This is a genomic window from Halodesulfovibrio sp. (genome assembly GCF_015482765.1).
In the GTDB taxonomy this organism is placed as follows: Bacteria; Desulfobacterota; Desulfovibrionia; order Desulfovibrionales; family Desulfovibrionaceae; genus Halodesulfovibrio.
This window is the reverse complement of the sequence record NZ_JADMLB010000008.1, coordinates 16,049-41,645: the sequence shown is the minus strand read 5'-3', so window position 1 is coordinate 41,645 and position 25,597 is coordinate 16,049. Positions and strand designations below refer to the sequence as shown.

The 25,597-nt window shown below is 45.2% G+C and carries 26 protein-coding genes and 1 pseudogene; 2 read left to right on the top strand and 25 right to left on the bottom strand.

The window, feature by feature from the left end; translation table 11 throughout:
* Positions 1-374 precede the first annotated feature (374 nt).
* Genes QZY95_RS01130 through fabG form a run of 20 tightly spaced genes read right to left on the bottom strand, consistent with a single transcriptional unit; the run spans position 375 to position 18,182 of the window.
* Entirely contained in the window at positions 375-1,550 is a 1,176-nt protein-coding gene (locus QZY95_RS01130; protein ID WP_290918201.1) for an AMP-binding protein, read from the bottom strand.
* A complete protein-coding gene (locus QZY95_RS01125; RefSeq protein ID WP_290918198.1) occupies positions 1,547-2,371 on the bottom strand; it encodes a beta-ketoacyl synthase N-terminal-like domain-containing protein in 825 nt (274 codons plus the stop codon). Before QZY95_RS01125 ends, QZY95_RS01130 begins: the two co-directional genes overlap by 4 nt.
* Position 2,372: 1 nt before the next feature.
* Entirely contained in the window at positions 2,373-3,587 is a 1,215-nt protein-coding gene (locus tag QZY95_RS01120; protein WP_290918196.1) for a beta-ketoacyl-[acyl-carrier-protein] synthase family protein, read from the bottom strand.
* Position 3,588: 1 nt separating this feature from the next.
* Positions 3,589-3,843: a phosphopantetheine-binding protein gene (locus tag QZY95_RS01115; RefSeq protein ID WP_074215702.1), complete on the bottom strand. Its 255-nt coding sequence runs from the start codon at positions 3,841-3,843 to the stop codon at positions 3,589-3,591.
* A gap of 9 nt (positions 3,844-3,852) precedes the next feature.
* A complete protein-coding gene (locus QZY95_RS01110) occupies positions 3,853-4,755 on the bottom strand; it encodes a hypothetical protein (RefSeq protein ID WP_290918186.1) in 903 nt (300 codons plus the stop codon).
* Positions 4,748-5,911 (bottom strand): DUF2062 domain-containing protein, encoded by a 1,164-nt coding sequence (locus QZY95_RS01105; RefSeq protein WP_290918184.1) that lies wholly within the window; start codon positions 5,909-5,911, stop codon positions 4,748-4,750. The genes QZY95_RS01110 and QZY95_RS01105 overlap by 8 nt, the downstream gene beginning before the upstream one ends.
* Positions 5,912-5,913: 2 nt before the next feature.
* Entirely contained in the window at positions 5,914-6,369 is a 456-nt protein-coding gene (locus tag QZY95_RS01100; RefSeq protein WP_290918181.1) for an acyl-CoA thioesterase, read from the bottom strand.
* On the bottom strand, positions 6,366-6,755 hold the full coding sequence (locus QZY95_RS01095; RefSeq protein WP_290918179.1) for a hypothetical protein: 390 nt from the start codon (positions 6,753-6,755) through the stop codon (positions 6,366-6,368). The genes QZY95_RS01100 and QZY95_RS01095 overlap by 4 nt, the downstream gene beginning before the upstream one ends.
* Positions 6,752-7,504: a hypothetical protein gene (locus QZY95_RS01090; RefSeq protein WP_290918176.1), complete on the bottom strand. Its 753-nt coding sequence runs from the start codon at positions 7,502-7,504 to the stop codon at positions 6,752-6,754. The genes QZY95_RS01095 and QZY95_RS01090 overlap by 4 nt, the downstream gene beginning before the upstream one ends.
* The gene (locus QZY95_RS01085; protein ID WP_290918173.1) at positions 7,501-9,894 is read right to left on the bottom strand and encodes a hypothetical protein; all 2,394 of its coding nucleotides are present in this window, start codon (positions 9,892-9,894) and stop codon (positions 7,501-7,503) included. Before QZY95_RS01085 ends, QZY95_RS01090 begins: the two co-directional genes overlap by 4 nt.
* 35 nt (positions 9,895-9,929) lie before the next feature.
* Positions 9,930-10,547 carry an outer membrane lipoprotein carrier protein LolA gene (locus QZY95_RS01080; protein ID WP_290918170.1) on the bottom strand — a complete coding sequence of 206 codons (618 nt, stop codon included), beginning with the start codon at positions 10,545-10,547 and terminating at the stop codon, positions 9,930-9,932.
* Positions 10,544-10,984, bottom strand: coding sequence for a 3-hydroxyacyl-ACP dehydratase (locus tag QZY95_RS01075; protein ID WP_290918168.1), 441 nt, complete (start codon positions 10,982-10,984; stop codon positions 10,544-10,546). Before QZY95_RS01075 ends, QZY95_RS01080 begins: the two co-directional genes overlap by 4 nt.
* Positions 10,984-12,063: a radical SAM protein gene (locus QZY95_RS01070; RefSeq protein ID WP_290918203.1), complete on the bottom strand. Its 1,080-nt coding sequence runs from the start codon at positions 12,061-12,063 to the stop codon at positions 10,984-10,986. Before QZY95_RS01070 ends, QZY95_RS01075 begins: the two co-directional genes overlap by 1 nt.
* 9 nt (positions 12,064-12,072) lie before the next feature.
* Complete coding sequence (locus QZY95_RS01065) at positions 12,073-12,474, bottom strand: hypothetical protein (protein WP_290918165.1); 402 nt, start codon at positions 12,472-12,474, stop codon at positions 12,073-12,075.
* A gap of 38 nt (positions 12,475-12,512) precedes the next feature.
* Complete coding sequence (locus QZY95_RS01060) at positions 12,513-13,253, bottom strand: lysophospholipid acyltransferase family protein (protein WP_290918163.1); 741 nt, start codon at positions 13,251-13,253, stop codon at positions 12,513-12,515.
* A gap of 12 nt (positions 13,254-13,265) precedes the next feature.
* Positions 13,266-13,523, bottom strand: a complete 258-nt coding sequence (locus tag QZY95_RS01055; RefSeq protein WP_290918160.1) for a phosphopantetheine-binding protein — start codon at positions 13,521-13,523, stop codon at positions 13,266-13,268.
* Entirely contained in the window at positions 13,520-14,749 is a 1,230-nt protein-coding gene (locus QZY95_RS01050; RefSeq protein ID WP_290918156.1) for a beta-ketoacyl-[acyl-carrier-protein] synthase family protein, read from the bottom strand. Before QZY95_RS01050 ends, QZY95_RS01055 begins: the two co-directional genes overlap by 4 nt.
* A complete protein-coding gene (locus QZY95_RS01045) occupies positions 14,731-16,209 on the bottom strand; it encodes an NAD(P)/FAD-dependent oxidoreductase (protein ID WP_290918154.1) in 1,479 nt (492 codons plus the stop codon). Before QZY95_RS01045 ends, QZY95_RS01050 begins: the two co-directional genes overlap by 19 nt.
* Entirely contained in the window at positions 16,209-17,420 is a 1,212-nt protein-coding gene (locus tag QZY95_RS01040; protein ID WP_290918151.1) for a beta-ketoacyl-[acyl-carrier-protein] synthase family protein, read from the bottom strand. The genes QZY95_RS01045 and QZY95_RS01040 overlap by 1 nt, the downstream gene beginning before the upstream one ends.
* Positions 17,421-17,456: 36 nt before the next feature.
* A complete protein-coding gene (gene fabG, locus QZY95_RS01035) occupies positions 17,457-18,182 on the bottom strand; it encodes a 3-oxoacyl-ACP reductase FabG (protein WP_290918148.1) in 726 nt (241 codons plus the stop codon).
* A gap of 1,289 nt (positions 18,183-19,471) precedes the next feature.
* Between fabG and QZY95_RS01030 the strand changes: the two genes are divergently transcribed.
* Entirely contained in the window at positions 19,472-20,248 is a 777-nt protein-coding gene (locus QZY95_RS01030) for an autotransporter domain-containing protein (RefSeq protein WP_290918145.1), read from the top strand.
* Positions 20,249-20,381: 133 nt separating this feature from the next.
* Positions 20,382-21,314, top strand: coding sequence for a DNA/RNA non-specific endonuclease (locus QZY95_RS01025; protein WP_290918142.1), 933 nt, complete (start codon positions 20,382-20,384; stop codon positions 21,312-21,314).
* A gap of 924 nt (positions 21,315-22,238) precedes the next feature.
* On the opposite strand, the gene traI is transcribed toward QZY95_RS01025, so the two are convergent.
* The 5 genes and pseudogenes from traI to QZY95_RS01000 form a co-directional block, all read right to left on the bottom strand.
* Complete coding sequence (traI, locus tag QZY95_RS01020) at positions 22,239-23,984, bottom strand: TraI/MobA(P) family conjugative relaxase (protein ID WP_290918140.1); 1,746 nt, start codon at positions 23,982-23,984, stop codon at positions 22,239-22,241.
* Positions 23,981-24,367 carry a hypothetical protein gene (locus QZY95_RS01015; RefSeq protein ID WP_290918137.1) on the bottom strand — a complete coding sequence of 129 codons (387 nt, stop codon included), beginning with the start codon at positions 24,365-24,367 and terminating at the stop codon, positions 23,981-23,983. Before QZY95_RS01015 ends, traI begins: the two co-directional genes overlap by 4 nt.
* A gap of 423 nt (positions 24,368-24,790) precedes the next feature.
* A pseudogene (locus QZY95_RS01010) lies at positions 24,791-24,925 on the bottom strand (IS3 family transposase); the annotation flags it as partial.
* Positions 24,926-24,929: 4 nt separating this feature from the next.
* On the bottom strand, positions 24,930-25,091 hold the full coding sequence (locus tag QZY95_RS01005; RefSeq protein ID WP_290918133.1) for a transposase: 162 nt from the start codon (positions 25,089-25,091) through the stop codon (positions 24,930-24,932).
* Between the two features lie 18 nt (positions 25,092-25,109).
* The gene (locus tag QZY95_RS01000; protein WP_290918130.1) at positions 25,110-25,436 is read right to left on the bottom strand and encodes a hypothetical protein; all 327 of its coding nucleotides are present in this window, start codon (positions 25,434-25,436) and stop codon (positions 25,110-25,112) included.
* Positions 25,437-25,597: the final 161 nt, after the last annotated feature.

Below are 25,597 nucleotides of genomic sequence, written 5' to 3'. Positions count from 1 at the left end.
CCGGTACAGATTAGGGGCAGACCTCAGATTAGGAAAAAATATCAATCAAATTTTCAAAAGAAAATAGAGAACTCGCCGCTCGAGCATATAAAAGAGCGCTAACCGAATGGCTACGCTCTTAATCTTTACCGAATCACTCCATACTCAACGAGTATATAGCCAAAAATGAAAGTACCTTGGTCCGACAATTCAATTGGGTAAGCTGTAACGCACTACTTTGACAGAAGGTACTTCAAATGTAGTCAATATACTCTTTACTTAGGACCAAAAATTTCATTCCGTAAAAAGCCTTCTCTTAACCATCTAAGTTCTTTCGGCCGTAATTTCTTACAGTAGCATAACAACTTGTACTGTATAAACGTTCATTGAACAAACTACCAATCTGCAAGCTTACCAATACTATTCCGTGGCAGATCACTGCCAATAGTTATCTTCTTTGGCAACTCCGCAACACTACAACGAGTCCGACACCATGCTTGTAGCTCTTTTTTAAACAAATTCCAGTCTTCGCATTTTTCACTAGGTACAATAAACGCTTTAAGTCGACTTCCTTCCTCTGGACGCATTAAACGAACGGCACATTCAACCACATCAGGATGAGACAGAATCTCCTGCTTAACCCGATCTGGATACACATTACGCCCAGCGACTTGAACTGCATTATCCTTACGCCGAAGAGGCATAAACAAACGTGGAGAATCCCAACGCACATTGTCAGGAAACGACAAGGCACAGATTATATTTCCCGCACCGCCAGTTCGTTGCAGCAAGTCATTTTCCATCTCCCAGTAAGGGAAAAGCTCGTATGGAGTATCCGGTGCTCTCCTATATCCGACGCCACCTGTTTCAGACGATCCATACACTTCTAGAATTGTTGAAAAGCCCTTAGATATAAGCTTCTGAATAACTTCGGCTGGACATGGGCCGGTTGAGGTTATCCCCACGACATCCTTATCACATTCCAACTGCAACTCTGACTGTCCTTTCCAAAACATAGGAAAAGCAATCACAACATCCCTGTCCTGCAACAAGTTAATAAACGATTGCCCCGGGTATGGTGGAACAATGAGCCGATCAGCCTTTAGGACGGTTGGGAGAAGCACTGTAAAAAGAAACCCATAGATGTGATGCTGCGGAACAACGCATACAACCCTGGAGCAATCCTTAACAAGAGTTGCTAAAAAGAGTGCCTCTTGTTCCAATAACTCCAAAGACTGTTCACAAACAACCGGAACGCCCGTTGAGCCGGAAGTCCGAAAGAAAAGTACCGCCGGACCGTTCTCCCACTGTGCATAAGCATTACTACACACAGTGCGTACCGACTGAGATAAAACATTGCTACAGTCATCAGCTACAGCACCAAGCATCTCACATAGATGTTTATAGACATCTAGCTTATCGTCTACAGTCAGTGCAGGAAACGCCTCTTCTAAGGAGCACGCAAAGTCTACATTATCTCCTTGCAGCAACCCGCCACCCTTTTCCAACAAACGCGAGCGCAGCATGCTGATCAATAACAATTCAACATCAAAGGACGTAAAAACACTCATGCACATGAACCATTAATAGAAATTACTGACTCAAGACCTGATGCATCATTACAACACACAGCTACATTCTGTTTCAAGGCAATTGCTCTTGCGACTTCCAAGGCTTGCCCTGCCGGAAAAGCAGATTTAATTGGGTCTGATGCAGTTCGGCGCTGGATCAACACTTTATTTAACATTCCTCGTTTTCCAACTTCATCTCGCGTTAATAACATAAACATCGAGCCTTCAGCTGGGGAACTATGCGGAAAAGAACTTTCAATGGCTTCACCATCTACAGCCGCAATAGCGTCGCACAACGTAGAATCATATTCGTCCACGGCACCTACGAGAACTGCATCAACACGCCCTTCATCTAACCAGCAACGTGCAGATACAAGAGCAGAAGCAAAAGACGTTTCAAATTGATTTATGCTCAAACAAGGGCCAGCAATACCAAGTTTCAAAGAAATGATGGATGCAGCAATATTATGCACAGAGGTAGAAAAAGCGAGCGGGGACGCAAGCTTGGCACCAAAGTCGTGAATAGAATCCAAAAAATCAAATGTCGTACGAGCTGGCCCATAACCAGTAGCAACAATTACACCTAATCTTCCAGAGTCAAACGACTCAACCGACATACCAGCATCCCTAAGAGCCAAGTTAGCACCAAGCAAGGCTAACCGACTATACTGAGAAGTTCTTCGTAGCTCCCGTTTAGTATGAAATTGCTCTAACATCTGAACATCAGCTGTTTTTGCCAAATCTAACTCTTTCTCAGCAAGGACATCAAAAGAGCTCCCTTCCGGAGTCACTATACCCATCCCCATAATGGCACATGACATATTACAACTCCTTCGAAAAGATCAGCACAGAGTTATTCCCACCAAATGCTAATGATTCAGAAAGGCCATAACGAGCAACGATGGAAATATCCCTACTTACTGGACACATAGTAAAACCATCTTCCGATTCACCAAAGCCAACGCTTGCAGGCAACTTCTGATCAAGCAACGCCTGAATAACAAATACAGCTTCAATAGCACCGGCAGCACCAAGTGTATGGCCGGTAAACCCTTTTGTGGCTGACACAAGCGTATCAGGGAACATGTCGGTCAATACGCGAGACTCTACCCTGTCATTATCTGGGGTTGCAGTGCCATGAACATTAATAAAATCCACATCGTCACAGGTAATTTCCGCCTGCTCCAGCGCACTTTCAATGGCACGCTTCACCCCATCCCCCTCGGGTGCGGGAGCGGTCAAATGATATGCATCTGCAGAGGTTCCATACCCCGCGCATTCAGCCTGCAAAGCAATCCCACGCGCTTCAGCATCTTTCCGCTTTTCAAGCACCAGCATAGCAGCGCCTTCTCCAAGATTCAGTCCCTTGCGTCCAGCATCAAAAGGCCTACACGGTTCTGGATCGTATACCCCGAGACGAATAAATCCATTGTAAGAAACAAGACTGAGCTCATCCACGCCTCCGGCAAGAACAATATCGCAAACATCATTTTCCAACCACGACATGCCCAACCCAATAGCATCTGTACCAGATGAACACGCATTCACAACCGTCTGGCAAGGCCCGGAAAGTCCCAAGTACTTCGAAACAGCGAGCGCTGGATTAGAATGCAACCATGAGGAAACCTGACTCATGGACTTCCACCCATGCTTCTTATGCGCAAAATAGTCATCGGCAAAATTAAGCGAAGCACCGGTAGTTGTACCTATACAAACACCAACACGCTTGTTTACAAGATCTTTCGGTGTAAGTTGAGCCTGAACCAACGCCTCCTGAACAACCTGCATAAGCATACGAACAGAAAGAGAGTCTTCAGAAGAGCATGCATTATCAATAATGCCAGAACCTTCTGAATATGCCGCTGCTGAAAGATTCTGCACCTCATACACAGGATACACTACATCCAGTTCACAACTAATTCGTTTAGGTGGCGCAGCAAGACGGGCTCCAGAGTATAGAGTGTCCATAACAGCTGACACTCCTTGCCCTGCAGCACATAAAATCCCCATTCCGGTGACACTGATACGGCATTTCATACTACGCCTGACGCTCTTCGATAAATGCAGCTAAAGCGTTGAGAGAGGAGAAGGCGACTCGGTCTTCTTCAATATTTTCGATCACTACACCAAAATGCTTTTCTACCAAGACTACAAGTTCTACCGCATCAAGGGAGTCCAGACCAAGTCCATCGTCACCAAAAAGGGGCTCATCACCTTTCACTGTTTCAGCCGAAATATCTTCAATATATAACTCATCAAGAATTGCTGTAAGCAACTTGTCGTAAACAGACATATTTTCTCCTTAGTTCCACATGTCAAAAAAATTAAAAATTTGATATGGTTGCATCCACGCAAGCCGCTCAAGAGACGTTGCAAAACGTTGAACATAAGGACGGCACAATTCTGTTCTCTTACCAACATTAGCAGGTACAGAAAACACATCCAGCACATGTGCACGGGCAACACACGCGCCCTCGCGAAGCGTCGCCATTACTGCTACCGGAGCACCCGCAGCAGCCGCAACCGAAATTGGAAACATTGGTAGCTTAACCTGTTCCCCGAAGTATTTTACATCAACAAGATTTTTGTCACCCTGTAAATATCGATCCCCCATAACACACACTATTTCGTTGCGTTTCAAAGCACTCAACATTTCAATCATTCCACCAAAAGGCCCTGATGGATCGATAACGTTTACTGAAGGGCCACGACTGCCTTGTTGAAAAAAGTGCAGATCAACATTTCCCTGCTCTTGCAACAGCACAACATTAATAGGTACCCCGCCACACGCAAGGCCAGCAATGCCTGTCTGCCAGCACCCTACATGAGCAGAAAGAACAATGAGTCCATTCCCCTCTGCGAGCAAAGAACGGATACGCTCATTATCCTCTTCCTGAGCTAAAACGGCACCACGTCCAAGCTCACGATAAATAATGCGATCCAACAAAACCATGCCGAAAGAAAGATTGAGTCGGAAACCTTTCCAGAGTCGCGACAACCAGCCGCAGGAGGTAAATCGGCGAGTTAAGTAAGGCTGCGAACGTCGGCGTACCGAAGGGAGTAAGCTGTACCAACCGACTACAAATACAAGAACAATGTACGGCGGAATGATTCCACCAATACGTACCAAAAAATAAAAAAATTGATGCCGCAACTGGCCGCCAAGGCTCTTGCTGCTCCATTTAGATGCTGTCATGCTAGTCATGCTGACCTCTAGCCTGCAAACCACTTTGGATAAGGTAAGACAACAACCAAATGATTCCACCGACCAAAACAGCGGCCGCAGGTGCCACAATCAAAGACCCGATTACCCATTCCCACAAACGATCCAACGCCTGATAGCCAAGCGTCTCCATTGAGATTTCGGTAAGCCATCGTCCATGGCAGACATAGTGTCCGACCTCAATACAAATGGCAGGCACAAAAGGTGGAATACATAACTGACTGACGGCCAGCCCGCATATTTTGTTTAATCGCAACCATCCCGCCAGTAATAAAATACCGATAGAATGCAACCCGATAAGAGGAAGCGTTCCTAAAACCGCACCCAGCGCGCCAGAAAGAGCCAACTCATGCGGAGTAGCCTCGTCTTCGAGCAGCAAGCGCAACGAACGAATAGGATGGGTGACGGTAATACCTTCTTCCAGCGAAGGGGAAAACTTACCGTGCGGTAAAGGAAGCATAGAGCGCATTGTCAGTCGCGTGTTAAGCAGACTGATGGTCACATTATCTTTAAGCTTATGAAAGTGAGATACGCGCTCTTCCGACTTTGGGTAATATACAGATATCGGCACCGTCTTAAGTGGAATACCAGCCCATGCAGCCTTGGCAAGCACTTCGATTTCAAACGCATACCGAGTTTCACTCAACTTTAGATTATTCAGCAGAGCAACGGGGTACGCCCTGAATCCGCTTTGCGGATCACTAACATCCCATCCCGTCTGAATACGCAACCAGAATCGTGAAAATTGACGACCAAATTTTGATGAACCAGGCACATTCGGCACAGAGAAATCTCGTGCTCCTACGTAGAGCGCATTCTGATCTTCTTCCTGAGCAGCAAAAAAAACTTCAAGATCTTCCGGAAAATGCTGTCCATCTGCATCAATCGTAACAATGTGTGTCTTCCCAAGAGCCATTGCTTTCTTTGAAGCAGTCAGGATGGCTGCTCCTTTGCCCATGTTCTTCTCATGTTTGACCACATGACAAGGTAAACCGGACAGAGTTTCCGCACCCCCATCAGTGCTGCCGTCGTCAACAACAAGAAGATGCGGATGCTGCTCAAGAACACCCTTTGCCACATTGCGCAACGTTGCACCGTGGTTATATACAGGAATAACGACTAAAATATCATCACGCATTGCTACAACGCCCCGCTTGACCAACGGGAAAGAAAACTCTGATAAAAGTCAGGTGGTGTCACAAGAAGCTCTCTTTCAAGCGTCACCATCAACAACACGGAGTAACCGCGCGTAACAACTTCATCCTGTTCATTGCGAATATTAAATTCATACGACAGCTTGGCGGCTTCACTCCAATGAAGCAATGCCTCAACGGAACAAGTGTCACCATACTCAAGGGGCTTGATGTAATCGACATGCATCTGCTTGATAGGCGTTACAATCCCCTGCTTGTAAAAATCCATATAGCCAATGCCCAAAGAGTCACCCAGAGCAACACGGGCGTCTTCAAAATAACTAGGATACCGGCCGTGCCAGACAATGCCCAAAGGATCTACCTCTTCAAATCGAATCCGCCTTTCAACCTCACAGGAAAGCGGCTTTGGCCCATCAGATGAACGGAAATATGGCTTAATCACACGCCCTCCGTACTGCCTGCTACACGGGCGAGCTGCAATGAAAAGGAGGAGGCAACACCATTTTCTGTTGTCAAACGAACAGTTACAGACGAACGCTCCGCATCAGCAGGAATACAAGACACAGCCACGTCCATATCCGGCGACACAGGCTGAACAAACTTTGCATTGCTGATGGCAGAAATTTCCAAACTGTTTCCATAGATGCGTTCAACAGTAACCACGCCCATCAACATCTGAACTATGGCAGGCAAAATAGGACGTTCAGGGAAATGGCCTTCAAACCCTACAAACGATACAGGCAGCCGAAAATGAGATATCCACTGCCCCGTTTTCCCCTGCTGCACCGAGGCCATTGCATTGATAAGTTCTTTACGCACCCTGTTCATTTCTTCTCCCCCTCGGCAACAGACACAACGACAAATTTAACACGTGTATTTATCTCGTTATTCTCTGGCTCTAAATATACAAGCATTGTCGGCATCCAATGAGAACCAACAGATGTATGATTACTATACGTTGCTTTCCACAACAATGAAGACTCATTATGTACGGCTGTTTCACCGCGCACGCCCTCTGCTACCCCATTACCCTCAGCAGCTTGTCCGAGCTGCTGATCCTCCACTGAAGGATGACCAACGGTAATGTTATCAGGTGGCAGTGGCATAAAGGTATTGGTCAGACAAATTTGTCCTTCGCACCGCTGCAAAATTCTTCTTTGACCATCAGCACGAGCAGAATCGCTTCGTAAAGGCATATAGTTCACCAACATGCGGCGAACACTTCTCACCACCAGTTTGCGCACCTGTAATAACCCGATACCGGGTAACGTTGAGTGAAGCTGCTCCCCCTCCGGCATCACAGATACATCAAAAAGCTTGGTCCCTAATTCGGAAAATGTAACAAGTCGGGCAGTCCGAGTTACACCGTTTAAATGCATTAGGCCTTGAAAGGTAAAACTCTTGCCGTTGGTCGACACATCGCCGGATAGCCTTATTCGATACATCGCCTTGCTTTGACTCCAATGGCTTACGGCTTCAATAGCAACGTCACCATCAGGAGGCATCGGATGCGGATCGATACTGCCTGCGGAGCACCCCGTCAGCAAGCAACAAAAGAGTACTAACAAACAAATCATCGCACACTCCGGCAGCTTTTAGACCGATACAGCATAGGGACAAGAAATAACGCAGCCGGAATAGCTGCTCCAACACCGAGAAGCACGGTTATACCTAGCGAATACATTGCGGGATGTTCTGCAAAAACAAGTGCACCGAATCCAGAAACCGTTGTTAAACCGGAAACCAGTACTGCACGGAGCGTTCCATGCTCAACACCTTCTTTACAGGCATTCACAACAAAAATTCCATAATCAGCAGCAAGACCGATAATCAGTGGTAACGCTGCAACACTGAATAAGTTAAATGCGGTTCCTGTTACCCTCATCACGCACAACAAAAATGTCAGACCAGTACATAACGGGAGTATTGCAAGTAAAGTTAACCCGATGTGACGGAAGAACAACAACATCAGCACCGCCATGGAGGCAAAAGCCAATCCGACGAACAGTCGGAAGTCCTGCTCAATTGCTTTGCCGAGTTGTTCCCCAAGATTTCTTGCCGAATAAAAATATATCCCCTCAGGCAGTTCAGAAGAACGTGCGAGGTCACGAATTTCCGGCAGATCTGGTACAAGAGTCTGTACATACTGCCTGCCATCCTTTTCGGCATACAAAAGTGACGAAATACCGCCGATATCTGCTGCGTTTAAATCTTCCAGTCCAATATCAGCTGGCGAAATGGTCATCCATTGAAAAAAAGGAGCAAAGGCATGAGAAGAAAATCCGTATTTAGCTTGCGCATGCAACACAGCCTGCTCCATAGCCGATAACTGACTGGCGGCAAAAGAATTCCACCGGCTACGGTTGGCAGCCCTTTTTTCTTCAGGGGGCAATACGGTCGACAAAGAATATGCAAGCTTCATTACGCCATGCTTGCGTAAATATACGCGGAGCTCTTCGCCTCTTTTAAGAGCCTCTTCCTGTGTTGTTCCTTCTGCAAAAAAAATTGCGGACTCATTTTTCCCGCCCCACTCCTGCCGAATAGTATTCTCTGCCTGCAACAAAGCTTTTGGAAAAACACTGAGGGAGCGTAGCTTGTTGTCCATCTGTACATGTCCCCCGTAAAACAAGGCGCCGGCGAGTAAACAGCAGGTAACGATGCAAAGAGGAACATTCCACTCACGTTCACCATCATAAGAAATGGAACTGCCGAACTGATTCGGAACTCGGCTACAAACTGTTTCAACACCAGAACATGGCACTAGACAATGAGGAAGAATAACTAACGCCAGTACTAATCCACAGCACAGACCGACTATACCGAAATACGCCAATTGCTGAATGCCCGGCATAGCCGAGAAAGCCAATGCACCAAAGGCAGCCAATGACGTTATACCACCGAACATTACCGGACGGCCTACTTCAGCCAGGGTCTTAGCAGGAGTACAGGAACTGTACCGAAAGGCAAAATAGACATGCAGGGCAAAATCAACAGAAATGCCAAGAAGTACTGCACCGAAACCTAAGGTGATAGAAGAAACAACCGACTGGGTAACAGCTAAAACAGAAGATGCCACAAGTAACACAACACCTGGTACAGCAGCCACCCACAAAATATCCCGAGAGCGGATGAACACAAAAAATATTGCCAGTAAACCGACGAGCGATACCGTAAGCACTACACGCAAGTCCTGCTTAATCGTGCGAGCATTTTCCACAGCAAACTGATGTCCGCTAAATACGGTTGTGCTAATATCTCCAGTCACCGTATCCCCCAGCACTTTCGAAATTCCGGCAAGCATTAATTCAGCATTACCAGAGTCAGTGGGGGCTACAGAACTTTTTACCAACAACAAAAGTTTCCGCCCGTCGTCCTTCGATAACACTCCCTGCTGCACAGTTACATCTTTTGCAACTCGAAAAGAACGCAGCAACTCGTATAAAGGCGACAGAAGGTGAAATGGATCGTATTGGATAAATCTCTTGGAGACAAAACTGGAAGCATTAAATAACGCGAGATAATTATCCCGCATCACCGTATCAAGCTCATGCTCCGCAAGCTGCTTTTCTAACGAGTCTATAACAGCCTGATCAGCCAAAGAGGGAAGAATCCGAACAAACGCCTTCGGGTCCGGCAATACATTGTCCGGTAAACAAGGGGTCAGATTATCCGGTAATGCAGACCGGAGCCTTTTTGCTGCTGCAAACAAAGTCTGCGGAGACGTATTCTCTCCAGCCTCAAGTTGAATAAAAACCATTCTGGAAAATGGAGCCAACTCCATAAGATTGAGGCTATACGATAGTTCCGTATCGTTGTTGGGCAAAATCATACCGATATCTTCACGCACCTGCATGCGACTTAACATTACGCCACAGCAGACAAGCACTAATACGGCAAAGATAAGCAGCTTTCTTCTATGTGGTACAAGAGCATTGTACCACGCTGCGAAACTATGGATCTGATTCATAATGTATGCAAAGCGTTCCAGACTTCCATGCCCAATCATGGGGTCAGTAAAGAGGCGTCAATATCAGAATTAATAATCGTATCAAAAAAAGTATATGTTGTGACATCGCCATCAGCTTCGATAAACTCAAGCTTGGCAACATCACTCATTGCAGGAGATAAGGTAACCCGTAACTCTTTCAACAAGCGACGAACAACTGTGCTCTTCGGGGTAAGAACAAGTTTCAGCGGTTTTTTACTTGCTACAGCAAACTCATACTGTTCGCGAAGCGCATCAAGATCAAAACATGTCCATTTTAGTACCTGTTCTGTCAGAATACGCATTTCAACATCATCCGCCACACGAAACGGTTCATCCGTTCCGGCAAGCGTATTCCAGCGTCGTCCCTGTTTTCCTGCAACAACAAACCCCGCTTTGACGGGTGAAATATATTCCCACCTTAGGCGGTCTGGGCTTTGAAACAACAACACCCCTTGCGACTCTAGAGTGTCATCAAACATAGCCAGTGTCTTACGCTGCACAAAGCGACATTTCAAGCTCTGTACATTCCCCATTGTCGTCTTAAGCTTATCCAAAAACTCTTCTGTACCTGCATAAGCATGTGCCTCACAGGAGAACAACAAGCAAAGACACAACAGAATTACACGCATCATACTTCCAGACCGCCTTCTTCCGGCACGTAAAGTTTTAGACGCACTTCCGCAATCAGCCTTTCACCATGAGCAACGGTGCCATCTACCACGGCAAATCCCTGCAGCAATCCTACTGTTGTAACTGTCACAGTCAAAGAATCACCGGCAACGGCTTTACCAAGCACCTTCATTTTGCGAATACCAACGAGATATCCTTCTTTAATATCCTCGTTAGCCTGCGCTAATTGATATCCCTTGAACGCAGCATATGCCTGCGCCACCAGCTCAGCATATACAACACTATCAAGTTCAGCGTTTCTGCCGACAAGAATGCAATCTTCGTCAAGCCGGGCGGTAACGACTGCCTGCTCATCTTCAACATGCACGAGACGGTCTACAAGGCGCATAGGCGGCTTATGTGGTAAAATACCTGCAACATCTAACGGCAACGAAGACACTACATAGCCTCCTTTCCAAGACCTGTCTTTTTCTTATCAGTAGCTTTCTGGGAAGGCCTCCAGCACAGCGGGTCCGGAGCTAAATAATCCCCTGTTGCTTGATACGCCATCCCTCGACAGCCGTAACATTCATGAGCAAGATCGCACTCACGACATTCACCTTTGATGTGTTCCCGAACGTTGCGCAATTCATGCAACACTCGGCTCTGACTCAGAATGTCCGCAAGCGGCTGCGTTCGGATATTACCAACAGAGATATCAACACCAGGACACGGAATGATATCGCCGGAAACCGTTACCGTGCAGGAATATGCATGCCTGTTACAGCACAATCCAACAACGGATGGATGCGGTTCCCAATGCAGGTCATATCGTTCCCTGTCAATGCGGGCCAGCTCTTCAAACAATGCTTGGGTTTCCGGAATGGTAACAGCAAGCTCTGGATGCTTCTGTGCCCTACCTTGCAAGGTGATCATCTCGAAATAAGGAATAATATTCCGATCTCGAAGCCAGACCCACATGTCCGGCAGTTCATCAATGTTCTGCTTGCAAATGATAGACTGAACCCCCAAAGGAATTTCCGAAGTGGGGTATCCAGCTTCCATCAATAAATCCAGACCGCGTCGAATATCGACATAAGATCCTTTTTTACCGGCTAACCTCTCCTGAACATCAGGACGCATGCTGTTCATCTTCACAACAGGCGCGACCCCCAACGAAAGAAACTCACGTGCCATATCAGCAGTAACTTGCGTACCGTTGGTAAAAAGATCGATTCCTATACCTTTAGCAGCAATTGATCTCATAATGTCCAGCGTATGAGTATATACAAGAGGTTCACCTCCCCCGAGCACAATCACACGACGCACACCAAGGTCTGCGGCTTCATCCAACACAGAATAAATTTCATCCAATGAAAGTTCATCCTCTCTGGCAGAACCGGACTCAGCGTAACAGTAAATGCAATTCAAGTCGCATTCGCGACTAAGCTCGAGCTCAAGAGAAAGGATGCGATTCTCTTTTCTGGCAGAATCTATGTCTTCTTGGCTGAAATTAGATCCCCAAGGGCGGTCTGGCATACTCAAGATTTACTCCATAACAGCCAACGGAATTGTTGCCTGAATATCATTTCGGAGGTTCATGATCCAAGTGTTATAACTGCGATGAATAGTCTTACGCTGCGCGTTATAATTCATATTCACACTGTTGAGATACGTAATAGAGAAAGCTTCAGTGTTATATTTCACATTAACCTGAACCATATGATTACGTACATTCAGTGTACCAATCATAAGCCCATTATGTTTCTTTTTCATTACCCAACCACGCTTTGCACCGGCAGTCACAATTGCTTTTTCTACCTGCTTCAGCGTAAGCGAACCATCAGCTGCCTGAAAAGACTGATCATGGTAACTCATCATAGTCTTAGAACAACCAACAGAAGCAATAACGAACATCATAACAACAAGAAAAGAGAAAACGCGTTTCATAACAACCCCTTGGGTAACACAAGATTCATAAAAGATAGCTACCGTCGTTTGCGGGCAGCAGCTATGGCCTGCTTAACATATTTGCGCATAGCAAGATGGGGCACATCTTCATGCATAAACTGACGAGGATAGACCGGTTCCAAACCTTCAACCACGACCTCTGCCGGCCGCATTACCCATTGCCCTCTAGGCAACAATTTATCCGTACCGGATATGGCAAGCGGAACAACAGGAACATCATTGTCTAGAGCCACCTTAAAGGCCCCTGAATAAAACCTGCCCAGCTCTCCGTCACGGCTTCTATGTCCTTCAGGGAAAAAGAGAACACTCCCTCCCCTGTCAAAGACGTCACGGCATTGTGCCATAAACTCTTCCTGATCAAGCTGTTCACTGTTCAAATACTTGGCTGCCCGCATAAAAGGAGCGTAAAACCACATCTTAAACGGCCATGCCCGAACAACAATAGAAAAGTTTGTTACAGGCAGTGTCCCCATGCAATACACATCAAAAAATGACAAATGATTAGCCACAAAAACACAAGGTGTCGGTACACGTTCCTTTTGCAAGCCCTCTTTACGAACCCGTCCAAAAGGTCTCAAGAACTCCATCCAGACTCTGCCGTAAAACCAGATGAACATGCGCGCAACCCTATCCAGCTCCCATCCAGTTACCAATCTCCATAGATGAAACAGAGGAAAAGCCAGAAGCACACAAAAAACAGTCCACCCTATCAACAACGGGTACTGAATCAAGTTCATAAGCAGAAGAGACAAGCGCATACCAAAACCAGACTAACCTTCAAGCTCGCTTTTCTTCCGCAAAATATATTTATGCAAATCATCAAGAGTGCGAATTTCTCTCAGAGCCTGATTATCACGCAACTTAAATCCAAACGCCTGCTCCAAAACAACAACCATATCAACAGCATCAAGACTGTCTAAACCCAGATCATCGTTAAAACGAGCTTCAGGGACCATCTGTTCCATTTCAAGTTCAAACTCTTCTGCGAGCGCGACATTCGCAATCTCTATTACTTCCTTCTCGGTCATGTAGCATTCCTTATAACTAGTACAGAATTAATGCCCCCGAGGGCAAAACTGTTTTTAACGACGGTGCTAACCGCCTGATTATGATTTACAACAGGCAAATTCACGGCTCCGCACCGGGGATCAACCTCAGTGAGGTTGCGGGTAGGAACAATTATGTCATTGGTTATCATCAACACAGATGCAATGCTTTCAAGTGCCCCACTGGCTGCCATTGTATGGCCCATATGCCCTTTTAGACTGCTAATCATTGGCATAGAGGTAAATATCTCAGCTATGGCAGTCGCTTCTGCAATATCCCCCTGCTCGGTGCCCGTAGCGTGAGCACTGATATAATCAACGTCTACAGGTGATACAGAAGCGTCTTTCAACGCAAGTTCAATACATGTTTTAATGGAGTTCGCGTCTGGATTAGCTATGCTGCTTGGAGAACTGTTAGAAGCGAAGCCTACAATCTCGGCAAAAATCGTCGCACCACGGGCTTGTGCGTGTTCTAGGCTTTCAACAACAAGCAAACCTGCTCCCTCAGCACAAACAATTCCATCACGACTACTGTCAAACGGGCGAGATGAGGCATCTGGAGAGGTTGCGTCATTGGATGAAGCAGCATTCATCAGACCAAAAGTAGCAGCAGTAAGCGGACTGAACTCATCAGCTCCACCACACAGCATGACATCCTGCCTGCCATATGCAACGCTCTCATAGGCAAGTCCGATTGCCTGACATCCAGAAGCACAAGCTGCGGAAGGAGCTTCTACACGTCCAGTAACACCTAGCACTTGGGCGAGGTTGGCAGCTACGGTATGCCCCATCACTTTAAAAAATGTTGTAGAACGAATTGCTTCCAGACTATTTTCTTTTACATACTCAGTAAAAAACTCTTCTAAAGCATCCGCACTTCCGATAGTAGAACCAACAGAAATCCCTAATCTTCCAGAAGCTAGAACCGCGTCAGGAATGTTTGCCTGATCCAAAGCTTCTTGAGCAGCCAGCACAGCGTACTGCGTCATGCGCGACATTGAACGACGATACTGACGGGGAATTACTTTAACATTCACAGGCGGAACCATACCTGCAGCACGAACACTCAACCCAGAAATTTCAGTACCAGACGGCAACTCACCAACAGCTGAGTTACCAGCCACAAGCCCATCCCACATGCTCTCGACACCAGCGCCAAAAGGAGACACAGCTCCCATGCCGGTAATCACTACTCTTCTCGGATACATGCCCGTAACTCCTTATGCAGTTCCTTCATCCCGACCAAGCACCCGCAGGTTACAAAGGCAGAAACCATTGCGCCAAGAACTCCCGGAAGAAGAACAGATTGACCAGCCAAACCAAGCCCCTTAACTTTTGTCATAGGCATCGGAGAAATCTGATCAATACAATGCCGTACGCCATACAAACTACCTGTAGGACTCGCTACCCAGTGCTGCATTGTCAAAGGAGTAGCCACATCAACAAGACTCACACCATCTCTTAATTCAGGACACCCATCTTGAACCCTTTGCCAAATAGCCTTGCTAATACGTTCTTTTTCCTTGTGATATGCATATGGCCTGTTCCCATATGACGTCTCCTGCCATTCGGAAAAACCTTCAGTGGAGGCAGCAGTTACTACTGTTATTGCTTGTCGTCCATCTGGCAAAGGCTCACCGCCTGCCAGATAAATAACTCCTTCGTCCGCTTCAAAAAATTTTTCTACACAAGGAGCAGTACAAAGAAAGACGTTACTGTCTGTAAGAAGTTCGACTGGATGATCAGCAATAGCAAATAGAACCATTGCCTGAGCTGTATCCTCCAAACGTTTCAGCCGCTTTGCCCATTGGGGACGTACAGCACCTTCCGGTAACAGGTCTGGCAACAAAGCCGGATGACCGGTATAGATACACTGCCTGCTATGAATAGTTTTACCATTGGCAAACTGCACACCGGCAAAACAACCGTCATCCACCAGAATACGCTCAACACCCTTTCCGCAAAAGACATCACAGTCCAGCTCACGTGCTCTCTTTTCAAGCGCATCAGCCAGCACCTTGCCCCCACCAGGAAACGAGTGTGCGGAATGTACATACGATGCAAGTGTGTAGGCATGTGCGTCAAAGCGCGCCTGCTCAGGCGAAACACCATACAGTAATGCATGCAAGGAAAATGCCGCTTGCAGATACGGGTTCGATGTCGCCCTACGGGCTTCATCTGCCACGCTTGGAACGTCCAAGTCAGGGATTAGCGCATCTTCATCAAGTGAGTGCTGTAAATTCAGAAAAGGAGACTGCGCTGCGGTTTTTTCCACGCGCTCCCAAAAAGAGACGATCCCGTCCGCTTCGTCAGGAAATTCTTCCATAAGCATAGATACAAACGAATCTGCACCATGCGGAAAAGTTATTTCGCGGGATGAGTCCAGAAATTTGAAAATATTAGCACAAGCAGGTCTAAGTTCTTTCCGTTCAACATCATCAATGCCTAAGAATCTAAAATAAGACTCCAGCACCCCGCCTGAGCCAAGTCCACCGACATAGTGAACGCCTGTATCAAAATGTACTCCTTGCCTGCTAAATCCACGCAGTAAGGGAGCAAGCCGCTTATCCTTCTCGACAACAGCAACACGTCGTCCCAACTTCGCAAGGGTAATGGCAGCAGTCAGACCGGAACACCCGCCACCGATTATGATTACATCATACTGCATCAGAAAAATCTCAAAACAAGACTGGCGTTTGTACCGCCGAATCCAGCAGAATTACATAAGATATTATGAACGCGAGTTTCTCTGGTCTGTTGAAGAACATTTAACGTCTTAATCGCGTCATCCGGCTCGTTAAAATTGATATTTGGAGCAAGAAATTCCCGTTCAGCCATCAACACGGAATAAACAACCTGAGACGCACCAGTCATCCAGAGTTCATGTCCTGTCATAGACTTTAGCGAAGCTACCGGCGGTGTTGTATCGCCGAACACTTGCAAAATATTCTGCCCTTCTGCAGCATCGCCCAGAGGCGTAGAAGTCGCATGAGCATTGATATAGTCAACGTCTGAAGGTTGAACATCCGCATTACGGAGTGCCATGGACATAGCGCGAGATAACCCCGTTGAGCTAGGTACAGAAAGAGCTTCGCCGTCTGAAGAAAATCCATACCCGCAGACTTCGCCTAAAATATGTGCGCCACGCTCAACCGCAAGGTCGAACCGTTCCAAAACAATTGCGGCTGCACCACCGCTTGGAACAAGCCCGTTACGTTGTGAGTCAAAAGGACGAGACGCTTTGGCAGGATCATCATTTGTGGCAAAAGCCCCAAGTCCATCAAAACTGCACACAGACTGCCAGTTAAGCTCTTGCGCGGCCCCACAAATAACACGTTCCTGACGTCCGAGGGCAATAAGGTCAGCAGCCTGCCCCACGGCATTGCCGCCACTGGCACACGCAGAACTGATAGTCCAACAAGCACCTTGCGTCCCCAAAATGGAGTTCAAGTTCAGTGTCACGGTGGAAGTCATCGCACGGAACACATGCCCGCTGCCGATAAGACAGGTCTCACCACGCTCTCGAAGCAGATCAACTTGTTCCACAGCAGTTAAGCCACTTGAGTCGCAGCCGAACACAAGTCCAGTCATATCATTTTGCAACTCGTCCAATGTAAGATTGGCATGCTCCAACGCATCAGCCACTGCTGCGTAGGCTTGCACAGCAAAATCGGGCATGGTTTTACGTTGTTTGCGCGTAAGATACTTTTTTGGAGAAAAATTGATAACACCAGTAAGCGGGCTTGCAAATCCTAATTCAATTCGCTCTGGGTCTGATATAATTCCAGAACGCCCATCATATAACGCTGACGCAACAGTTTCTCTGTCGTTGCCAAGACAAGAAATAATGCCAACACCAGTAATAGCCACTCTATACATGGAGAATGCCCCCCTGCCCGAAAGACCGGGCTAATACTACATATGAACGCCGCCGTTCACAGAAAGAACCTGTCCGGTGATGTAACCTGCATCTTCGGAGCATAAAAAGCGCACCACACCCGCCACGTCTCTAGCTGTCCCCATACGACCAACTGGAATCATCGGAAGAATCTTCTCTTTAGGCAGACCGTCTGTCATCTCGGTCTCAATAAAGCCAGGAGACACGGCATTCACCAAAACATTTCTCTTTGCCACTTCCCGCGCAAGAGATTTCGTGGCCCCTATAAGCCCTGACTTTGCGGCGGAATAGTTCACCTGCCCAGCAACACCTGTCTCACCAGATGTGGAAACCATGTTGATAATGCGCCCTTCACGTTTGCGAAGCATATAGGTCAACACGCATTTAGTAACGTAGAAGAAACCATTCAGGTGAACATCCAGCACACCATTCCAATCTTCATCGTCCATCCACATCATCAAACCATCTTTAGTATAACCAGCATTATTCACCAACACATACGGAACAGCATCTTTCAATAATGGCTCTAAAGCAGTCCTGACAGCATTTTTATCGGCAACATCAAAAGGAAGAAGCGTACATTTACGCCCTTTCTTAACGATAGCGGCCTTAACCTGTTCAGCGGCAAAATGATCACCACGATAATTTAACCAAACATCATATCCGGACTCAGCAAGAGTCAATGCTGTTGCAGCGCCAATACCTTTGCTGGCCCCAGTTATAAGTGCAATAGGGGAAGTCATAGTTCTCTTTTAGATTATAGGTTTTAGACAGGCGCGTTATAATGGATAGATTACAGAATTGGCAAGGAGAACTAATAAGAAAATTGAAGACTCTTCAGTGCTCAATTATAGCGTAAGATTCCATTAATTTTAGCATTATTACACAAAAAAAGCCTCATAAATACTTCAATGACGCTACATCAACATAGTTTTTTGAAATACTCACCTTCAGAGCATGGTACTATTCATGAGAAATTAAAAGTAGATAATGAAAAAGCTCCCAGCCTTAGTGGCTGGGAGCTTTTTCATTTAATGTCGAAGATGGAGGGAGCCCCATTGGATCGTCCATTCCTTCCGAAATCAAGAAGCGCTAACTTAGTAAGACTACAGACAGGTTTGGATGTTCTGCTCGACAGTAAAGCGAATAAAAAGCGAAGCAAAATAATATTACTACGAAGCGACCACAAAGGTCGCTTTTTTTGTTTGAGATGCGGATATAGAAAGCTCGACTATGGAAACTATCAATTAAGCCTAATAGCAACAGGCCAATCTACCTGCATCTTGGTTTTTATCTTCCGTTTTGCTCGGGTAACGGTACGTTCAGAGCAGTTCATCTAACTATGCCTTTTTGAGTGCGATGAATTGCACAGTTGGATTTTGATCTACGGTACTAGCTCGGCCATAGAGGTAGTTTTTTCCCATGGATGCTCCCAATAGGGGGCGTCATGTAGCCCCAAAAATCAAAACGGCATGAAAAATGGCTTAACCGTGTAGAAGATTATCCCCTTCACATGACACCCTGTCAAACAAAATACGGAGTGATACAGCTTGGAGGTATGATTTGTAGATCAGCCCGTGAAACGGGTGACGTTAATGTTCTTCCTTGTCTCTATTAGCGTAACTCTCAAATTTTCAGGCCTAATGTGTTTTGAATAATCTGAAATAATATCAAGGCGTTGAACAGCTGCTTTAAGCGAGCCAAAGAAGTCCGCATAACTAAGCTTGATGGCTTTTTGGTTTTAATCGCTTAAGATTGATCGAATTCAAGGCTCATAGCCCCTGAAATAGATCCCTTCTTTTACTGTTTTGAGCTGAATATAATTTCCGAAAAACGCTTTATTTCCTGATCACGCTTCATTGCAAAAACCTACCTCTTTCCAAAAATCAAAAAACTAGTGCACCAGACAAATATTTATTAGAATACTAAGAAGTTAAAAGACACTCTTCCTTTTTCTTGTACCTCTAACCTGTATCCTAACTAGGAAGCTTATCTCCTCAACAACTCACCCGAATAAGCCACGAGAATAAACATGAAAAGACTCACTCTTGCGTTACTTCTTTTTGTTTTTCCTTTTACTGCTCATGCTCAAACAACTTTTACAATATCTCCCAAGGTCATTTACTTTTCGTATCACGAGCAGATCATGGATGAAACTGGCTACCTTGCCGGAGTAAACACCGAGGTTACACATACAACCAATCAAGGATATTTCTTTGGCCTTGAAGCTGAAGGATTAGGCGGGGAATTACGTTATGAAGGGATGTACTCTGATGGCACAGGTCTCAATTGCGATACTCACGACTTCTTGTTTCAAAGTACGGCTGCTGTAGGGAAAAAGTTCACCATGTCATCCTGGCAGTTAACTCCGTATACAGGCCTCAAATACCGCTACTGGCGGGACGACATCATTGCTGAAGGAGGCTACCTTCGCCAGATTAGTCAGTTCTACCTGCCAGTCGGTTTGAACACACAATATAAGTTTAATAACAGTTGGAACGTAAAAGTCAAAATGGAAGGTTCATTATTGATAGCCGGAAGAGTGTCTTCAAATTTGAGTGACGTCGGAAATGGGTATTCCGACATAACAAACCACCAAAATTTTGCTAGTGGTGCTGGATCGCGGATATCAGCAACATTAGAAAATAAATCAGAAGGTTACAGCCTTGGAATTTCACCGTATTTCGAATGGTATGAAGTTAAAACATCTAAAAAGGCATCAAGCCAGATTGGCGATCAACCAGTAAAATTTATTGAGCCACATAACACAACATGGATGCTCGGCCTATCTTGTAGCCTGTCCTTTTAACGCCCTTCTATAAGGACAATATAAAAACTGCCTTCTTTGCAGAAGTATTTTTGGAAAAAGATGTTGTTGAAAAAAGCATTAGCAACAAAAGATACAAACCGAGCGTCATAAAACAATTTCACAAGGACACGTCATGCACCATCGTTACTCCAAATTCGTAGCCGTCATTATCTTCCTTTTTTTTGCCTCTACAGCACAGGGGGAAATATACAAAGAACTGCTCCCAGCTGGCTCACGTACCGACAGCATAGTCCACCATACAAACTACTCTCTTGGTTATGACGAGGAAACAGAACAGGCCGAGTGGGTCATGTACGAAATGACCCAAAAGGAAACCAATACTCCACGCGTAAAGAGAGACGATTCTTTTCGACCTGATCCTCAAATAGCAACGGGATCAGCAAGCTTACGCGACTACAAAAAGAGCGGATATGATCGTGGGCATCTCGCTCCAGCCGCCGACATGGCATTCTCGAAACAAGCTATGAGCGAATCATTCTATATGTCGAATATGAGCCCCCAACGCCCTGGCTTCAACAGGGGAATTTGGAAGAGGCTTGAGGAGCGGGTACGCAATTGGGCTCATACAGAAGACATTATCGTTGTGACTGGTGGAGTCCTCAACGGGAGTCAGTACATCGGTAAAAACAAGGTTTTAGTTCCAAATACCTACTACAAAATCATCTACACACCTCACCGGAATAAGGTGATTGCATTCTTATTGCCAAATAAGAAGTCATCTGCTCCGTTAAGAGACTTTGTAGTTTCAGTAGATCGGATTGAAGCTGTGACAGGGATCGACTTTTTTGCAGACATGAATGATGCATCAGAAGCGATGTTAGAGAGAATGACAAACACCACAGCATGGACGTGGAAAAACGGCACACACCAGAAGAAAGCCACAAAAAAGCGAACTGTTTCCAGTTCCTCGCATAACATCGTAAAACTATCCCGTTCACACATCTGTCATGACAGCTCTTCAAGGTACTACAGTCGTACAAAGCACTACACACCATACAACACACTACAAGAGTGCTTGGATGCAGGAGGAAGATTACCTAAGTAAGCCCCGCCCTTTAATGAAGAGCACGCGGATGAAAACGATACAACTGAGGAAAGATACTTAAACGGTAGATATCTTTTCAAACCACGCCCTGAAGAAGGCTGCGACAAAGTAATGCGCCTTTTTGAATCAAAGAAAAAAACAAGTTCTTCTGGGTTTGTGAAAATAAGGAACACCCGCTTAAGAGTGATGACGGTAGGAAGCCTAGTATGGGGGGGCAAGATGTCGGGTGTTCAAATCCCCTCATCTCGACCAGTATTATACACTCAACATATAATAACAGTAAAAGATTGATTTGATAATACTGGCTCCTCCTAGCAACTCCAAGTATCTACCAACCAACAGCTTGTCACAGTTGATTGTGGGGAGATTTCAAAAACTTCGAAATCTCCCCACTTTCTTTTTTCAAAATTTATAAAATATAATAAATAGTGGTAGATAAATACTGTATATCCGATTGGTCCACCTTTGTTGAATACATATCCTGACTCCCCCTTCCTCCCCTTAAAAACATTAATACACAACTGGTGGGATATTTACCTAGTATCCTACTACATTGCTTAACGGTGAGAGAGGGCGTTCTTTAACACTCGGGACGCCTTCTTCTCTTTAAACTGCTTTTTATCCCCCTACCAAGAACGTGATCTTATAATATCAGCACTCAATATATAAGTATTAACTTACTATCTGGACATAAATTCGCATAAATTTGATCATTTGGACGTATTTCAATAGTAATTGAAACCTCCCCCCATTACTAAGTGTTGAATAGCAACTAGTTTCGTAGACACTCTTTAGTTGTAGGTTTGTAACGTTTGAAAGATACAATGAACGCCTTGCCAGGGAACAATATGTCTGCGCCAAGTTGCCAACATTTTGCCTTAAAAAGAGCTAAAAACAATTTCATCAGCCGCCATTAGAACGTTCTTACCGTTCTTTTTGCCTCATAGCCTTTACACCAAAGCGCCTTACCTTCAGCCTCTCTGCAAACCGTACTGCCTCAAGGTCATTGCTTGCATAAATATCTTTACGGCAATCTCGTACTGCCCCACCATTTTTAAGCTTATAGGTAATGTTCCCTTCATTATCGACAGTATAAGTCATTCCCTCCAAAAGCTTCACTACAGGACGTTCATTGAAAACATGCTGCTCTTTCTTTTTTGAGGACTGAAGAATAGCCAACGCCACAGCATTACCAGCCTCAGCTTTTTGCCGCAGAAATTCATTCCAGTTGCCGTATGGAATTTCTTTTTTAATCTTTACTCGCTGCTCTGCGTACTTTTCCTTCAGCAACTCTTCATGGCGTAGTTGCTCAGCCTTGGCTGCATTAACTAAGTACCGCTTTTCTTTCCAAGTCAACATACTATCAATTTGGTACTTTTTAATCTTTATTTTCCACTTAAGTCGCAGCTCTCGAGCCTCATGCTCTCTTTGCTCCTTCTGCTTTTCAAACATTTTTTTCCGCTTTTTGATGCCAAGTTGGTATTCTTGGTACAATCGCCCTCGCTCCGGATCACGGTGAAGAGGGTTACTGTCATACCCCATTTTAGGGGTACTTGTTCGCCCTTCATTCAACCGTTCCAGCTCACCAAAATCTACTTCCAATCGTGCTCTGGAGTACTCCCGACCTAAACAGCTCAATTTCGCATGAGGTTGGTTCTTTCCTCTTGTTCCCAAGTCAGCAAAAACAGCTCCGCGCCCGCGCTCTTTAATCGTAATGTTCAGCTCGTCCTGTAAAACAGCTTGAAACTCTTGCCATGAAGATGATGACTCACGAGCCGAATCGATAATGCCCTTATGCCGCTTGAGATACCCATCAAAACTTTCCTGCCCTGTATATGCCTCCAAAGCCTCTGCCTTTTCATTCAAGACATTAACATTTCTTTGTTTACTAACAATAAATGTCTCTTTGGCCGGATAAAAAGCTTTTTTAGGCTGAAATGAGCCAAATCGCTTTTCCAAGCTTTCTTTTCTGAACGCTGAATGAAGTTCATAACCTTTTAAGCGGTAGGCCATCCCCGAATTATCAAATGGAGTAATGAAAACTTCTTTTTTGCATGAAAGTTGAAGTCCGTATTCTGCCATTACACAATGTACATTCTCCCATGACTTCGCTCTTTCTATTGCCGGTAAGAAGTTCTTACTCTTGTTCGACACATATTGATAAAATTCTCGACGTTGCTTCCGCCCCGGATCAAGTGCGAGCTGGTATTTCTGCTCAAGTTCTCGACACAAATTATCCCGCTTCCAATAATCGCGATATGGCTCATGCCGTGTCTTCTTTTCAGGATGAATCATGTTGTAAGCAACATGCATATGAAGATTGTTAGTATTGGTATGCACACCGCAATGACGTTGGTGCTCTTCAAAGCCAAGCACCTCGGCAAAGTGCTGCTCGATATCTTTGAAATCTTGTTCGGAAAGCTTGCTCTCATCTTCTGGACGAAGAGAGACTATTAAGTGGTAGGTCTTTTCTTTCTTAGTACGCTCATTACACGCTTGTGTCGCTAAAACTTCAGAGATGCCCAATTGAAAGTCTTCGCCGGCCATGCACCCTGCACTCCAGACAGCCATACACTTTTCTCCCTTATGAGAAGCGTCGGCAATATAGTTGGCTAAACGAGCATAGTTATCATTTTTCGGAGATGGTGAAGGTTGCTTCATTGAAATCATGCTGAAGATCCTTTCGCCCCACGTTTAAGCACGACCTTTTCAATTAACTTAATCAGCTGTCGCAATTCCTCCTGCCGATCTTCAATTTCATGCAAAATACGTCTCAACTCTTTATGACTTGCTACTTTCCTAACTTTCTCTGTTAACGCCAACTTGAATAAGCCTCCCAGACGGCCAAGGTCTGCATTGACCTTCAGCAAGTCTAAAAAAGCCTCTTTATCAACTTTTGAATTGAGTTCTTGTCCAAGAGCAAGCCTACGTATGAGTTCAGATACAGAGATACCGCACTGCTGAGCTAATGACACAACCTTCTCGTGTTCTTCCCTAGTGATGTAAGACTCAATACGAACCTTTCTTACTTTTTCTGCTGGCTTCTTATTCATGGATCTTCTCCGATCGGAGGATGTGAAATTTTGCAGAACAGGATGATCTGCATGGATGGGGATGACTCAGAAATGAGTCGTCATTTCTTGTACGTTGAGCCGATAGGCGAATAAGTTCTTTTCCACCTTTATGGTGGCAGGCAGTAAACGCCCCCACTTTAAAAGTGGGGGCAGTTTACCTGTCCTGCCTACGGACTCCGACCAAAGATACACACAAAAGAACAATTAAGGCGACAAGATTCTGATTTTATGACTTAAAGTCACTTGAATCCAACTAACTTCACTTTTTTTTACTTACAATCATCTCTTGCTCTTTTATTAGAGTAAATTTCATTAAATTTTAGCTTCATAGACTAAAGACCAAAAAAAAGTCCCAATCGAAACTGAGACTCTTGATCTTACAACAAAAATGTGGACACCAAGTTAAGTCACAAGGTCATACTGTTCGTTGCGAGACTCAAAGATGGCAGGTGAAAGCCAGCCATTACTCGAATGTCGCCGTCTACGATTGTAGTACGCCTCGATATAGTTAAATAAAACTAATTCTGCTTCATGCTTGTTTTTAAATTTTCTGTGAAATTTCTCTACGCCAACGGTACAACATGTCCTTAAGAACTCCCAAACTATCAGCGACATCAGCAACAGTACGGCCTGAATCTTCAGTTAACAGCACTGCATTCTTTTTGAACTCAGTATCATATGATCTACGTTTTCGGACACTCATCGCCATATTCTCTTTGATTCAGGATAATGGCTTAACTAAGTGTCCACAAGTTTGTAGCAGGATCAAAAGGTGATCATCAAGAATCGCTTCGTCTTCTTCAACAATGGCTTCGTCATCACGATTAGGTAAAACTTCAGAAAAATCTGGTTCAACTTGCGCTACCGTCTCATGGGTAAACGATATCGGAGAGCAACATTGTGTCGCTGGAGATGCTTCTAAGTAACCCTCTGAAAAACTATCATATTCACTCTTCCAGTTAAAGTCTTCTAGATAGCCAGCATCAAGCCCCCCCTCAGCCACAACTTCTTTGGGAGCTGTAGATTTTCGCCTTATAATATCAGCCATAGTAACGTCTTCGAGTCAAATTCCCCCCGTACAGTCTTAAATAATGAGAGTTAGCTCAACCACATCTGTAACCATTTACTTCTCCCAAAGTAAATATAACAGACTAATAATGCTAAATAAGAGGGTAACATCGGGCATAAAAAAGCCGCCATTTCTGGCGG